Origin of the sequence: Herminiimonas glaciei, assembly GCF_042664955.1 — a bacterium.
GTDB lineage: Bacteria > Pseudomonadota > Gammaproteobacteria > Burkholderiales > Burkholderiaceae_D > Oxalicibacterium > Oxalicibacterium glaciei.
In genome coordinates, this window is sequence record NZ_JBHTBU010000003.1 from 213,197 (window position 1) to 227,886 (window position 14,690).

Annotated in this window: 11 protein-coding genes; all 11 read right to left on the reverse strand. The window is 56.1% G+C overall.

Going from position 1 to position 14,690, the window contains the following annotated elements; all coding sequences use genetic code 11:
* Nucleotides 1-68: 68 nt before the first annotated feature.
* The 11 genes from glyS to ACFQPC_RS17610 all read right to left on the reverse strand — a co-directional run bounded on the left by glyS (nucleotide 69) and on the right by ACFQPC_RS17610 (nucleotide 14,414).
* On the reverse strand, nucleotides 69-2,171 hold the full coding sequence (gene glyS, locus ACFQPC_RS17560) for a glycine--tRNA ligase subunit beta (protein WP_382273122.1): 2,103 nt from the start codon (nucleotides 2,169-2,171) through the stop codon (nucleotides 69-71).
* A 2-nt stretch (nucleotides 2,172-2,173) separates the two neighbouring features.
* Entirely contained in the window at nucleotides 2,174-3,091 is a 918-nt protein-coding gene (gene glyQ / locus ACFQPC_RS17565; RefSeq protein WP_012078291.1) for a glycine--tRNA ligase subunit alpha, read from the reverse strand.
* Between the two features lie 71 nt (nucleotides 3,092-3,162).
* Nucleotides 3,163-4,713, reverse strand: coding sequence for an apolipoprotein N-acyltransferase (lnt, locus tag ACFQPC_RS17570; protein ID WP_382273123.1), 1,551 nt, complete (start codon nucleotides 4,711-4,713; stop codon nucleotides 3,163-3,165).
* A gap of 45 nt (nucleotides 4,714-4,758) precedes the next feature.
* The gene (locus ACFQPC_RS17575) at nucleotides 4,759-5,649 is read right to left on the reverse strand and encodes an HlyC/CorC family transporter (protein WP_382273124.1); all 891 of its coding nucleotides are present in this window, start codon (nucleotides 5,647-5,649) and stop codon (nucleotides 4,759-4,761) included.
* A gap of 126 nt (nucleotides 5,650-5,775) precedes the next feature.
* Nucleotides 5,776-6,234, reverse strand: coding sequence for an rRNA maturation RNase YbeY (gene ybeY / locus ACFQPC_RS17580; RefSeq protein WP_382273125.1), 459 nt, complete (start codon nucleotides 6,232-6,234; stop codon nucleotides 5,776-5,778).
* A complete protein-coding gene (locus tag ACFQPC_RS17585) occupies nucleotides 6,218-7,288 on the reverse strand; it encodes a PhoH family protein (RefSeq protein WP_382273126.1) in 1,071 nt (356 codons plus the stop codon). The genes ybeY and ACFQPC_RS17585 overlap by 17 nt, the downstream gene beginning before the upstream one ends.
* A gap of 61 nt (nucleotides 7,289-7,349) precedes the next feature.
* Nucleotides 7,350-8,690: a tRNA (N6-isopentenyl adenosine(37)-C2)-methylthiotransferase MiaB gene (gene miaB, locus ACFQPC_RS17590; RefSeq protein WP_382273127.1), complete on the reverse strand. Its 1,341-nt coding sequence runs from the start codon at nucleotides 8,688-8,690 to the stop codon at nucleotides 7,350-7,352.
* Nucleotides 8,691-8,714: 24 nt separating this feature from the next.
* Entirely contained in the window at nucleotides 8,715-9,095 is a 381-nt protein-coding gene (locus ACFQPC_RS17595; protein WP_382273128.1) for a hypothetical protein, read from the reverse strand.
* 207 nt (nucleotides 9,096-9,302) lie between these two features.
* On the reverse strand, nucleotides 9,303-9,746 hold the full coding sequence (locus tag ACFQPC_RS17600; RefSeq protein ID WP_382273129.1) for a universal stress protein: 444 nt from the start codon (nucleotides 9,744-9,746) through the stop codon (nucleotides 9,303-9,305).
* Nucleotides 9,747-9,974: 228 nt separating this feature from the next.
* The gene (locus ACFQPC_RS17605) at nucleotides 9,975-12,977 is read right to left on the reverse strand and encodes an FAD-binding and (Fe-S)-binding domain-containing protein (protein ID WP_382273130.1); all 3,003 of its coding nucleotides are present in this window, start codon (nucleotides 12,975-12,977) and stop codon (nucleotides 9,975-9,977) included.
* 219 nt (nucleotides 12,978-13,196) lie between these two features.
* Nucleotides 13,197-14,414, reverse strand: coding sequence for a pyridoxal-phosphate-dependent aminotransferase family protein (locus ACFQPC_RS17610; RefSeq protein WP_382273131.1), 1,218 nt, complete (start codon nucleotides 14,412-14,414; stop codon nucleotides 13,197-13,199).
* Between the last annotated feature and the right edge of the window lie 276 nt (nucleotides 14,415-14,690).

Consider the following 14,690-nt stretch of genomic DNA (forward strand, 5'->3'; position numbering starts at 1 on the left):
CAGAGTGGCTGGCATACAGCATCTCCGATACGATGCTGCAATTTGGCGAAGCAGGCAAGTGGTTTCAATCAGGACGCCAGTTTGGAAATATCGGCAACCTGGTTCATCGCCTGATGCAGCGTAGCGAGCAAGCCCTGGCGATTATTCCGCAGTGCGACATCTTCCGCATTCACCATGACGCCGTCAAAGAAGGCGTCGACCGGATTTCTCAAGGCGGCCAGTGCCTGCAATGAAGCGGTATAGTCGCCGCGCGCAAACGCTGCTTCCGCTTGCGGTTTGACCGTAGTCAAAGTTTGGTTCAAGGCGATTTCAGCAGGCTCTTTCAGCAAGGCGGTATCGACTTGTGCGGCTACCGTGCCTTCCACTTTTTTCAGGATATTGCCGACGCGCTTGTTGGCTGCGGCCAGGCTGGCCGCTTCCGGCAATGCGGCAAACGCGCGTACTGCGGCCAGGCGCTCGGCCACATCGGCCAGGCGCTGCGGTTGCAAGGCGAGCACGGCATCGATTTCCTGCGCGCTGTAACCCTGTTCACGCAAGGCGTTGGCAAGGCGATCGAAAATAAAGTTCAGCAGCGCGCTGCGATGTTCTGCGCTCAAACCATTGAATGGCTTTTCGGCAGCAGCGATCAAATCATTGATGCCGATATCCAGCTTGCCTTCGATCAGCATGCGGATGATACCGAGCGCATGGCGACGCAAGGCAAACGGATCCTTGTCGCCGGTCGGGACTTGTCCGATGCTGAACAGGCCGACCAGGGTTTCGAGCTTGTCCGCCAGTGCGACCACCATACCGACCGGATTGCGCGGCAATTCATCACCGGCAAAGCGTGGCTTGTAGTGGTCTTCAATGGCGTCTGCGACTGCTGTAGGCAAGCCGTCATGCAATGCATAGTAGCGGCCCATGATGCCTTGCAGTTCCGGGAATTCACCGACCATATCGGTCAGCAAATCAGCCTTGGCCAATTGTGCAGCGGTATCCGCCTGTTGCGCATCAACGCCCAACTTGCCGGCGATTGCCTGTGCAATGGCGCGTACGCGGGCAATGCGTTCGCCCTGTGTACCCAGCTTGTTGTGATAAACGACTTTATCCAGGCCGGCAACGCGTGAGGTCAGGGTCTTCTTACGATCCTGGTCGAAGAAGAATTTTGCATCGGCCAGGCGTGGACGCACGACGCGTTCATTACCGCCGATCACGGTGCTGGCATCGGCCGGACGGATGTTGGAGACGATCAGGAATTTATTGCTGAGGCCGCCTGTGCTGTCGAGCAGCGGGAAGTATTTCTGGTTTGCCTTCATGGTCAGGATCAGGCATTCCTGCGGTACTTCGAGGAAGGCTTCTTCAAACTGGCCTATTAATACATTCGGACGTTCGACCAAACCGGTCACTTCATCCAGCAATGCTTCATCTTCAATCGGGGTCAGATTACTGCCGGCTTCGGCTGCCGCAGTGGCGAGCTGGCGTACGATTTCTGCGCGCCGTTCGGCAAAGCTGGCAATGACCGCACCTTCGGCGGCGATTTGCGTTGCATAGCTATCTGCATCACGGATGTAGACCGGATCGATACCTGCTTCAAAACGATGGCCGTGGGTCGTGTTGCCGGCGCGCAGGCCGAGTACGGAGATATTCAGGACATCGGCGCCATACAGTGCAACCAGGCCATGCGCCGGGCGAACGAAGTTGACGGTTTCCCAGCCATCGGCCAATTGATAAGCCATGACTTTGGGGATAGGCAGCTTGCCCAGGGTTTCTTCCAGTGCTTTTTGCAAACCATCCGACAACATGACACCGGTCACGACGCTGTTGAAGAACAGGACTTCAGCCTTGCCATCGGATTCGCGTTTGAGGCCTGCAACTGCGGATTCATCCGCGCCCAATGCCGCTAATTTTTTCAGCAGTGCCGGGGTGGCCTTGCCATCTGCGCCGATGCCGACTGCAGCCGGCATCAGTTTTTGCATGACGGTTTTGTCGTCGGCTTGTTCCAGTACCTTGCTCAGGTGCACACCCAAGCGACGTGGCGAAGCGAAGGCGGTCAGTACGCTGTCAGCGGATAACAAGCCTTGTGCCTGCAATGATGCCTGCAGCGTTTGCGCAAATGCCTCGCCGATTTTCTTCAATGCTTTTGGCGGCAGTTCTTCGACGAAGAGTTCGAGTAATAAATTTTTGGTGCTCATACTTATGCCGCTTCCTTCTCAATCTGGGCCAGCACTTCGGCGGCATGTTCCGGTTTTGCCATCGGGAAGCCGAGACGTGCGCGGCTGTCCAGGTAGCTGCGCGCGACACTGCGCGCCAGGTTACGGATGCGACCGATATAGGCGGCACGTTCCGTGACGGAAATGGCACCGCGTGCATCCAGCAAGTTGAAGGTATGTGCCGCCTTCAATACTTGTTCGTAAGCAGGCAAGGCCAGTTTGTTGTCGATCAGGTTCAGTGCCTGCTTTTCGTGCGCACCGAAAGCGGTGAACAGGAAGTCGGCATCGCTGTGTTCGAAGTTGTATGTCGATTGCTCGATTTCATTTTGCTTGTAGACATCGCCATAGGACAGCTTGTCGGTCCAGCGCAAGTCGTACACATTATCGACGCCTTGCAAATACATCGCGAGACGTTCCAGGCCGTAAGTGATTTCACCTGTAATCGGTTTGCAGTTGATGCCGCCGACTTGCTGGAAGTAAGTGAATTGCGTGACTTCCATACCGTTGAGCCAGACTTCCCAGCCCAGGCCCCAGGCGCCCAGCGTCGGGTTTTCCCAGTCGTCTTCGACAAAGCGGATATCGTTGGCCTTGAGGTCAAAGCCGAGTGCTTCGAGCGAACCGAGGTAGAGCTCAAGGATATTGGCCGGTGCCGGTTTCAATACCACCTGATATTGATAGTAGTGTTGCAGGCGGTTCGGGTTTTCGCCGTAACGGCCGTCTTTCGGGCGACGTGACGGTTGCACATAGGCGGCACGCCAGGGCTCAGGTCCGATAGCGCGCAGGAAAGTGGCGGTGTGGGAGGTGCCGGCACCGACTTCCATATCGTATGGTTGTAACAGTGCGCAGCCTTGCGCATCCCAGTACTTCTGGAGCGTCAGAATGATTTGTTGAAATGTGAGCATCTTGTTTGAATTTTTGCATCACCCGGGGCGGGCGAGGGCAGCGTTGCCAAAACCCTAGATTTTACCGGGTTTTAGCGGCTACTAGGGGTTCTGCGCGCAAGATACCAGGCGGCCAGCAGCAGGGCCAGCGCGAGCAAGACGATGAAAGCATTGCCCACGGCGACATACGGGGTAATGCCACGATAGCCTTGCACCGAGGCCGTCAGCACATTGCGCTCGAAGGGTTTGAGCTGTGCCTGCACCTTGCCGTCCGGGCCGATGATGGCGGTGGCACCGGTATTGGTGGAGCGCAGCATCGGGCGACCGGTCTCCAGCGCGCGCATTTGCGAAATTTGCAAGTGTTGCGGCAAGGCGATCGAATCGCCGAACCAGGCGATATTCGAAACATTCAGCAACAGCGATGCGACCGGGCTACCTGCCGCGTCGCTGGCGCGTAACTGGCCGGCAATTTCTTCACCAAACAAATCTTCATAGCAAATATTCGGCAATACCCATTGATCCTTGACCGAAAACGGGGCCTGCAAGGCATCGCCACGGCTGAAATCGCCAAGCGGGATATGCATCATGTCGACGAACCAGCGAAAGCCGAAAGGCACGAATTCGCCAAAGGGCACCAGATGGTGCTTGTCGTAGCGATATAGCTTGGGCGTGGCACGATTGGCCGGCGTCGGCGAGATCCCGATCACGCTGTTGGCATATTGTTGCGGGCCATCGCTGATCGGGATGCCGATGGCGAGATGGCTATTCGAAGCGGTGGCGAATTCGGCCAGGCGCGGCAGGTAATCCACCGGCAATTGATGCGCCAGCAGCGGCAGCGCGGTTTCCGGGGTTGCGATCAGGTCGGCCGGCGCGGCGCGGATCAAGTCTTCGTACAGCGTCAGTGTTAAATTGGTTTGTTCAGCATCGAATTTGATTTCCTGCGGGACATTGCCTTGCAGCAGGCGCACTGAAATGGCCTGGCCGTTCGGCGTGGTCCAGCTGACGGATTTCAAGCCCAGGCCGAGCAGCAGGATGGCGAGGAACAGGGCGGCAGCGGCTTTTTTGCCCGGCAGCAGCGCCAGGCAAGCCGCCAGCACCGCCGCCAGCCAGCCCAGTCCATACACACCGATCAGCGGCGCATAACCGGTCAGCGGGCTATCGGTGTGCGCATAGCCGGAAATCGCCCACGGGAAACCGGTCAGCACCCAGCCGCGCAACCATTCGGAAAACATCCACAGGGCCGGCAATACCAGCAAGAGCATGATCCATGCGGGGACCGTGTGGCCCAGTCGGAAGCGTGTCGCGAGGCCGGTCGCCAATGCCGGGAAGGCGCCCAGCAGCAGCGCCAGCAAGGCTACTGCCAGTGCGGCAAGCGGTGCCGGCATGCCGCCATATTGATGCATGCTGATGTACAGCCAGTAGACGCACACGGCCGACCAACCGAAGCCATACAGCCAACCCAAGAGCACGCCGGCTTTGACCGACTGTGCCTGCAATAGCAGGTGGAACAAGAGCGCCAGCGCGAGGATTTGCAATGGCCAGAACCCGAAGGGTGCAAAGGCAAATACATTGCAGGCCCCTGCGAGCAGGGCAGCGATGGCAGCTTGGGTGGGTTTCAGGCGGAAGGAAGTCAATTGCGGCACACGGAGGGGCGGTGCTGCATTGGATGGGCGTGATACGGAGCGAAATCAGCTAGCAAGCTCATCCTCACTCACGGCAGGCGGCAGTTTTTCCACCAGCACGACATGGATATGACGCGCATCGGCGCGCAGGATTTCGAAACGCAGATCGTCTATGTCCAGGACTTCACCCTTATGCGGCATGCGTCCCAGATGATCGGCGATGTAGCCGCCTATGGTATCGACATCCGGATTAAACAACGAAGCACCGATTTCTTCATTGAATTGCGCGATCTCGGTCAGCGCCTTGACGCGCCAGCGCGGGCCGTGTTCACCCGCCTTGATCGACAATATATTGTCTTCGTCATCGTCGAAGTCATATTCATCTTCGATATCGCCGACGATTTGTTCGAGTACATCTTCAATCGTGATCAGGCCGGCGACGCCGCCATATTCATCGACTACGATCGCCATATGGTTGTGTTTGGCGCGGAAATCGCCGAGCAGGACATTCAGGCGTTTTGATTCGGGAATAAAGACTGCTGTGCGCAGCATGCGGCGGATGTCGAAGGATTCTTCCGCGTAATAACGCAGCAAATCCTTGGCCATCAGGATGCCGACCACCTTGTCACGTTCACCATCCACTGCCGGGAAGCGCGAGTGGGCGGTGCTCAAAACCATAGGCAGCCATTCTTCTATTGGTTTGGTGATATCAACTACATCCATCTGGGCGCGCGGCACCATGATGTCGCGTGCCGACAATTCCGACACCTGGAATACGCCTTCTATCATCGCCAGCGCGTCTGCATCGATCAGGTTGCGCTCATGCGCATCGTGCAATATGGTCAGTAACTCGGAGCGACTTTCGGGTTCGGGGGCGATCAGTGCGGTCAGGCGTTCAAATATGGAGCGATGCGGTTTGGCATCGCCGGATTTGCCGCTAGTGGGAATGTCTTGCATATGGCGAAAAGCCGTTGCGGGGGTAGTTGCGATGGATATTAGGATACAACAAATGCCGCGCACCGCCAAAAATGCGCCGGAAGGCGCGTGGAAGCGAGTGCTTGCCTACGCGCAAGGCCAATAAAATCAAAGGTTGATGTAAGGATTGCGGAAACCCAGCTCGGCCAGGATTTCAATTTCCAGCGCTTCCATTTCTTCCGCTTCTTCATCCGATTCGTGGTCGTAGCCCTGCGCATGCAGGACGCCGTGCACCACCAGATGGGCGGCATGCTCTTCCACGCTCTTTTCCTGCTCGGCCGCTTCCAGTTGCAGGACATCGGTGCACAGGATGATATCGGCTTGCGTGGTTTCGCTGTCTTCGTCCTCGGTATAAGCAAAGGTCAGGACATTGGTGGCGTAATCCTTGCCGCGATAATTGCGGTTCAGGTCCTTGCCTTCCGCCGCATCGACGAAGCGCAGCGTGATTTGTGCCGGTGCCAGCAAAGCCGCTTTCACCCAGCTACGCAATTTGGGGCGGGTGATGATGTCTTGCAGGCGTTTATCCGGATATTGGACGGACAGGGAAAGCTTATTTTTTTGCAGCATGTTTGGTTGTGGTTTTAGTGGCTACAGTTTTCTTTGCAGCGGGTTTGGCAAGTTGACTGGCGCCGTCATAGGCATCGACGATGCGTGCCACCAGCGGATGACGCACCACGTCGGCACTGGAGAAACGGGTAAAGGCCAGGCCGCGCACATCTTTCAGTACGTCTATGGCTTCCACCAGTCCACTCTTTTGATTGTGTTGCAAATCGATTTGCGTGATGTCGCCGGTGATCACGGCCTTGCTGCCGAAACCTATGCGCGTCAGGAACATTTTCATTTGCTCCGGCGTGGTGTTTTGCGCTTCATCCAGGATCACAAACGCGTGGTTCAGCGTGCGGCCGCGCATATAGGCCAGCGGCGCAATTTCAATCGCCTGCTTTTCGAACATTTTTTGCGTGCGATCGAAGCCCAGCAAATCATATAAGGCGTCGTATAGCGGGCGCAGATAGGGATCGATTTTTTGTGACAGGTCGCCGGGCAGGAAGCCCAGGCGTTCGCCGGCTTCCACTGCAGGGCGGGTCAGCACGATACGTTTGACTGCATCGCGTTCCAGTGCATCGACCGCGCAAGCGACGGCCAGATAGGTTTTGCCGGTACCGGCCGGACCGACACCGAAGGTGATGTCGTGCTCCATGATGGCCTTGATGTACTGGATCTGATGCGGCGTGCGTCCGCGCAAATCATGGCGGCGGGTTTTCAAAACCGGTGCATCCGTCACCGACTCCACCGCTTTTTTCTTCGATGGTTTGGCGGCAGCCGGCAACACCAGTTCCGGTTCGGCCAGTGCGGCGCGCTGCTCTACCAGTGCCAGCTGTACTTCTTCCAGCGACACGATCTTGTCGGCCTGCTGGTAAAACTGTTCCAGGATTTCCAGCGCCCGCGCACCATTGCCGCCGCCCACGATGAATTTTTCACCGCGCCGGAAGATGGTGACGTCGAGTGCGGCGGAAATCTGCCGCAGGTTTTCATCCATGGGGCCGCACAGATGCGCGAGGCGCTTGTTATCCAGCGGTTCGGGGATGAAATACAGTGGTTGGACGGCAGTTTTTGTTTTCAATTGGCTGAGTGGTTTGAGTAAGCGTTAAGTTAAGTAAGGGCGCGATAAGGTCGGGTTTGGATTATTGCTTGACGATGATTTCGCCGCGCAAGGTATAGGCGAAGGATTGCACGATATTGACATCGACCATCTGGCCGATCAGGCGTGCCGCATTGGCACCTGCGGCAAAGTTGACGACGCGGTTGTTCTCGGTACGGCCTTGCAGTTCATCCGGATCCTTTTTCGATGGACCTTCCACCAGGATGCGCTGCACGGTACCGACCATTTCATCGCTATAGCGACGCGTGTTTTGGTCAATCACTGCCTGCAGGCGTTGCAGGCGCTGCAGTTTGACTTCATGCGGGGTGTCGTCTTCGAGGTTGGCGGCAGGTGTGCCCGGACGCGGACTGAAGATAAAGCTGAAGCTATTGTCGTAACCGATATCGTTGATCAGTTTCATCATTGCTTCGAAGTCGGCATCGGTTTCACCCGGGAAGCCGACGATGAAATCGGATGAAATCGAAATATTCGGTCGCACTTCACGCAGGCGACGCAGGATGGATTTGTATTCCAGCGAAGTGTAGCCACGCTTCATCGCTGCCAGGATGCGATCCGAGCCATGCTGCGCCGGCAGGTAGAGATGATTCACCAGCTTCGGCACCTTGGCGTAGGCATCGATCAGGCGTTGCGTGAATTCCTTCGGATGGCTGGTGACGAAGCGGATGCGTTCTATGCCTTCCAGCTCCGCGATATATTCGATCAGCAATGCGAAGTCGGCGATCTCGCCATCCGCCATTTCGCCGCGGTAGGCATTCACGTTTTGGCCGAGCAGGGTGATTTCCTTCACGCCTTGCGCTTCGAGGCCGGCAACTTCAGCCAGTACATCTTCGAAACGGCGCGAGACTTCTTCACCACGGGTATAAGGCACGACGCAGTAACTGCAATACTTGCTGCAACCTTCCATGATGGAGACGAAGGCCGTTGCACCTTCGACCTTGGCCGGCGGCATGTGGTCGAATTTTTCGATTTCCGGGAAGCTGATATCGACTTGCGAGCGGCCGGTCGAACGTCTTTGCTTGAGCATTTCCGGCAATCGATGCAGGGTTTGCGGGCCGAAGACCAGGTCGACATATGGCGCACGCTTGACGATGGCATCGCCTTCCTGTGAAGCCACGCAACCGCCGACACCGATCACGAGATCGGGATTGGCGAATTTCAGTTCACGCAGGCGACCGAGGTCGGAGAATACTTTTTCCTGTGCTTTTTCGCGCACCGAGCAAGTGTTCAGCAAGATCACATCGGCATCTTCCGGTGTGTCGGTTTTAATCAAGCCTTCGGCGGCATTGAGGACGTCGACCATCTTGTCCGAGTCATACTCGTTCATCTGGCAACCGAAAGTCTTGATGTATATCTTCTTCTGCATGGTGTGGCTGATTTGCTGGTTTAATTATTTAGTTGCGGTTACAGGTGTCGGCAGTGGCGCCGGCTTGGTCACAGGCGGCTTCAACGGCACCAGCGGCAAAGTCCGTTTCGCTTCATCTGCTGTGAGTATCCAGACGCGGTCAATATCACCGCTATCACTTTCTGTGTAATTCACGGCGAATTCGCTGCCGCGCAAGGCCGACGGCATCTCTATCATATTGTCCTGGTTCCAGATGCGCGCTCCGGCCGATAAGGTGCGGGTCTTTTCATCGATGATGATGGCCGGATAGTTCGCAGGTGTCATCACGCCGCGTTTGACCGTGTCCGGGAAGGGCCGGTCGAATGCCTGTGCCGTTAATGTCACAAGAGCAAGGGCGCAGCTGAGCAGGAAAGTTTGTATCCGCATGGCTAATTCCGTTCTGGGCTAGATGACGACGATCAGGGTGAAAAAGGTGAGATGCGATCTGGCTGGCAGAGGTGGATACGCCTGTATCCTGTGCATTTTTTCGAAGCGCAATGATACCACGGGGACAAAATCAGCCGGGTCGCCAGTTGCGACCGGAAACAGCAGGGGCGACGAGTGTCGCCCCGCAGGGGTGGTGCGAGCTGTGCTTTAGCGCAGGACCAGTACCGGCAGGCTGGTGTGGGCGAGCACTTTTTGCGTTTCACTACCGATAAAAAGTTTGTTCAGGCCTTTGCGGCCATGCGAGGCCATGAAGATGGCATCACATTTTTGCTCTTCTGCAACGCGTACGATTTCTTCATATGGGCTGAGGCCGACGGAAACCACGGTTTTGCAGCTGACGCCCTTGTTGCGCGTAGCGGCTTCGACCTTGTCCAGGTGCTTTTGCGCCATTTCCTTGACCTTGTCGTCATACATCACCGGATCGGTCGGGAATACACCGGCACCCTCCATCAGGCCCATATACACATAAGGTTCGGCGACCGACAGTACCAGCAGTTCGCTGCCCATTTTTTGCGCAAACTCGATGGCTGCATCGACGGCCTTGTCTGAAAGTGGTGAGCCGTCAGTAGGGATGAGGATTTTTTTGAACATGATGTACTCCTTCGCTGGGTAGGGGACGCTGCTCTTTCTGATTCTAGGATGACAGTAAAGCGCTTGCTTGATCCATGTCAAAAGCCCTGAAATATCTTGCTTGCTTACATTTGTCGGAGTTGCAAGAGGAGGATTGGTTCCGGATATATCCGGTTTTCTTATCAGCCTGACATGAAAAAAGCCTGTCCGGAAGCCGGGCAGGCTTTTTGTTGACGGCTGTGTAGAGACTTACTGGATGCGCAAGGAGTCTGCCAGCACGCGGGCGACGTGCATGGCGTTTTCCTGTGTCCCGTCGGCAATTTGATGACGGCAACTGGTGCCGTCGGCGACGAACAATGTGTTTTCTTCCGCTGCGCGTATCGCCGGGAAGAGTTTCAGCTCACCCATCGCTTGCGATGCCTCGTAATGCTCCGCTTCGTAGCCGAAGCTGCCGGCCATGCCGCAACAGGATGATTCGATCAGCGCGACATCCAGCTGCGGTATCCATTGCAACACGGTTTGTACCGGACGTACTGCATTGAAAGCCTTTTGATGGCAGTGACCATGCACCATGGCCTTGTTGACCGGCAGCGGCTTCAGGTCCAGTTGCAAGCGTCCTGCCGTTTTTTCATTGACGAGGAATTCTTCAAACAGCCAGGCCATGCTTGCGAGCTTCTTCGCTTCTTCACCATAGCCATAGCTGAGGAATTCATCGCGCAATGACAGCAGGCAGGATGGTTCCAGGCCGACGATGGCGACGCCGCGATTGATGTAGGGCATCAAGGCATCGAGTGTGCGTCGTGCTTCCTGCTTTGCTTCATCGACCAGGCCGGCGGACAGATAAGTGCGACCACAGCACAGCGGGCGTTCGCCTTCCTTCACATTGAAATGCACGGTGTAGCCGGCCGCTTCCAGCACTGCTTGTGCCGCGCGCGCGTTTTCCGGTTCCATGTAGTTGTTGAAGGTATCGACAAACAACAGCACTTCCTTGTTGCCGCTTGTTGACTTGCTGCCTGTGCCAAGTTGCGACAGGAAGGAAGTACGGAAACGCGGGAAAGCACGTTGCGGTGCGAGTCCCAGGCTCTTTTTCAGCCAGCCGGAGACAAATGGCAGTTTGTCTCCGATCGCCAGCAAGCCACCGATGCGGCTGGCATAAGGTGCGTAGCGCGGCATGAAGGCCACCATTTTTTCACGTAGCGTGCTGCCATGACGATTGGCCCATGCGGCGCGTGCCTCGATTTTGACCTTGGCCATATCGACACCGGTCGGGCAATCGCGTTTGCAGCCTTTGCAAGACACGCACAGGTCGAGGACTTCTTTCACTTCGGCACTGGCCAGGCCGTCGTCGCCGAGCTGGCCCGAAATTGCGAGGCGCAGGGTGTTGGCACGACCACGCGTGACGTGACGCTCATCCTTGGTAATGCGATAGCTGGGGCACATGGTGTCTGCATCGAATTTGCGGCAGTGACCATTGTTGTTGCACATCTCCACCGCTTTGGCCAAACCACCGGTGCGGTCATCACCGGTGCCGGGTGCAGTTTCCACACCGCTGGCCGGATCGCGTGTGACGTCCCAGGCTGACCAGTCCATCTGTGTTTTAAGTGGCAGTTCGCGATAGCCGGGAGCAAAGCGGAAATTGCTTTTTTCATCCATTTTCGGTGGGCGCACGATCTTGTCCGGATTGAAGCGATTGTCGGGATCGAACAAGTCCTTGATTTCGCTGAAGGCCTGATTGATCTTCGGACCGTATTGCCATGACACCCATTCACCACGACACAAACCATCGCCATGTTCACCTGAATACGCGCCCTTGTATTCGCGCACCAGTGCCGATGCCTCTTCGGCGATCTGGCGCATATCGGCCGCGCCGTTGCGGCGCATGTCGAGGATAGGGCGTACGTGCAGGGTGCCGACGCTGGCGTGTGCGTACCAGGTGCCTTCGGTATGGTATTTGTGGAACACTTCAGTCAGGCGGCTGGTGTATTCAGCCAGGTGCACCAGCGGCACTGCGCAGTCTTCGATGAAAGAAACCGGTTTGCCGTCGCCTTTCATGCTCATCATGATATTCAAGCCGGCCTTGCGCACATCCCACAAGGATTTTTGTTCGTTTGCATCGACCATATCGACCACCGAACCCGGCAAGCTGAGATCACTCATCAGGTCGGACAAGGCGGACAGGCGTTCCACCAATGCTGCCTTGTCATCACCTGAAAATTCCACCAACAGGATGGCTTCCGGCGTACCGACCAATGCTTTTTCTATCACCGGGCGGAAGGCTGGATTGTTCAGCGATAACTTGATCATCGTGCTGTCGACCAGCTCAACTGCAGTCGGCAGCAACTTCACGATATGTTGCGCCGAATCCATCGCCTGGTAAAAGGTCGGGAAGTTGATGACGCCGAGTACCTTGTGTTTGGGCAGCGGCGACAGTTTGAGTTTCAGTTGGCGGCTGAAGGCCAGTGTGCCTTCCGAGCCGACCAGGATATGTGCCAGGTTGGCACTGCCGTCATCAGTGTAGGCGCGCGGATTCTGGCAATCGAACAGATCGATGTTGTAACCACCGACGCGGCGCAATACTTTCGGTACGCGTTCGATGATCTCATCCTGTTCCCGGGTCGCGATGCGACGCAAGCCTTGCGTAATTTCCTGCAGGCGCGCATTGCCCGCCATCTTTTCCAGTGTTTCGAAACGAGCTTGCGTGCCATCGGCGAGTACCGCATCGATGGCCAGCACGTTGTGCACCATATTGCCGTATTCAATCGAACGCGAGCCGCATGAGTTATTGCCTGCCATACCGCCTATCGTGCATTGAGCAGCGGTAGAAACATCGACCGGGAACCACAAGCCATGTGGCTTGAGCCATGCATTCAAATGGTCGAGCACGATGCCCGGTTCAACTGTAATCGTGCGCTCTATCGGATCGAATTCGATGACATTATTAAGCCATTTACTGTTGTCGATCACCAGTGCTTCACCCACCGTCTGGCCGCACTGGCTGGTGCCGCCGCCACGCGCGAGGATAGGGGTTTTTTCCGAACGTGCGATGTCGAGGCACAGCAGGAGGTCATCCTGGTCGCGCGGTACCACCACGCCTATCGGCATGATTTGATAGATGGATGCATCGGTGGCATAGCGGCCGCGATCTGCCTTGCTGAACAATACGTCGCCTCGCAATTCCTTGCGCAAACGGCTGGCCAGCGGACTCGGACTACTGCCGCTTACAGGAACGAAGTGGATAGGCTTGACGAGCATGTTCGTGGTGTCCTTTTCTGGAACAAATAAGTATTCAGGTGATGCTGCACAGTTGGTGCTGTGTCATATCTTTGATGCCTGCCATCGGAGAATTCCATGGCGAAAGGGGTGATACAGGCATACCCGCCCGGGTACACCTGTATCCGTCATGCTGCCTGCTAACGATCTTGTGTTGCGCAAGCATGGAGCTGACCTCGGTAATTAATGACGAGTAATGAATCAGGCTGCGATTTTCAGCGGCGGGATTTTTTGTTCAGCCAGGAAATCCATAGCCGCGCCTACACCGCTGCCCGCCAGTTTGACGCCGGCGATTTTCAGGCCCATTTCACAACCGGCGAGGGTCGCCATCAGGCTCAGGTCATTTGCTTCACCGAGGTGGCCGATGCGGAACATGCGGCCTTTCATTTTGCCCAGTCCGGTACCCAGCGACATATTGAATCGCTCGTAAATAATCTTGCGTATCGCATCCGCATCGAAACCTTCCGGTGTCATGACGCCGGTCAGAATAGGCGAATAGACAGTCGGATCCGCACATTGCACTTCCAGGCCCCAGGCCTGGACTGCCAGGCGGCAAGCGGCTGAAAGACGGTCGTGACGGGCGAAAACATTGTCCAGGCCTTCTTCCAGGATCATGTCCAGCGCTTCATTCAAACCGTACAAGAGGTTGGTGTTTGGTGTGTATGGCCAGTAACCGGTCTTGTTCATTTCGATGATTTCAGTCCAGCCCCAGAATGCGCGCGGCAGTTTGGCGGTTTTGCTGGCTTCGATCGCTTTTTTGGAGACTGCGTTGAAGCTGATGCCTGGTGGCAGCATCAAGCCTTTTTGCGAACCGGAAACGGTGACGTCGACGCCCCATTCATCGTGACGATAGTCGGCCGCAGCGAGGCCGGAGATGGTATCGACCAGCAGCAGTGCAGGGTGGCCCGCTGCATCAATTGCTTTACGTACCGCAGCGATGTTCGAGGTCACGCCGGTCGAGGTTTCGTTGTGCACGACGCAAACTGCTTTGATGACATGGCCGGTATCGGCACGCAGGCGTGCTTCGATGGCATCAGCCTGAACGCCGCGACGCCAGCCTTCGATGCCTGGCAAACCGATGAATTCAGGTTTGAGGCCGAGTGCTTCGGCCATTTTTTTCCACAGCGTAGCGAAGTGGCCGGTTTCATACATCAGAACGGTGTCGCCAGGGCTGAGGGTATTGGTCAGCGCTGCTTCCCATGCACCGGTACCGGATGCAGGGTAAATCACGACAGGCTGGGTGGTTTTGAAAATCTTTTGAATGCCGGACAGAACTTGCAATCCCAGCGCGCCGAATTCAGGGCCGCGGTGGTCGATGGTTGGGAGGCTCATCGCACGCAGAATGCGGTCTGGCACCGGGCTAGGGCCTGGAATTTGCAAGAAATGGCGGCCTGCTGGGTGGAAGTCTAACTTCAACATTTCATTCTCCTAAGGAAACTACGCATTAATTGAATATTGCATACAAAATACTTTAGCAGAGGGTTTTTGATTAGTAAAGCCTTTTGCAGTTAAACGTGACGAATTTGCTGAAGATGAAATTTATGTTGCCGGAATAGCTATGCGGAATCGCTCGCACCATGGCGTGCCAGCCTTTTCTGGTATTGGCTTTGGGCTGTGCTTGCAGAGATGTTGCTTTTATTGCCTGGCTGTATGGCGCACTGCGTCACCAGAGACACAATTAGATTAAAATAGAGT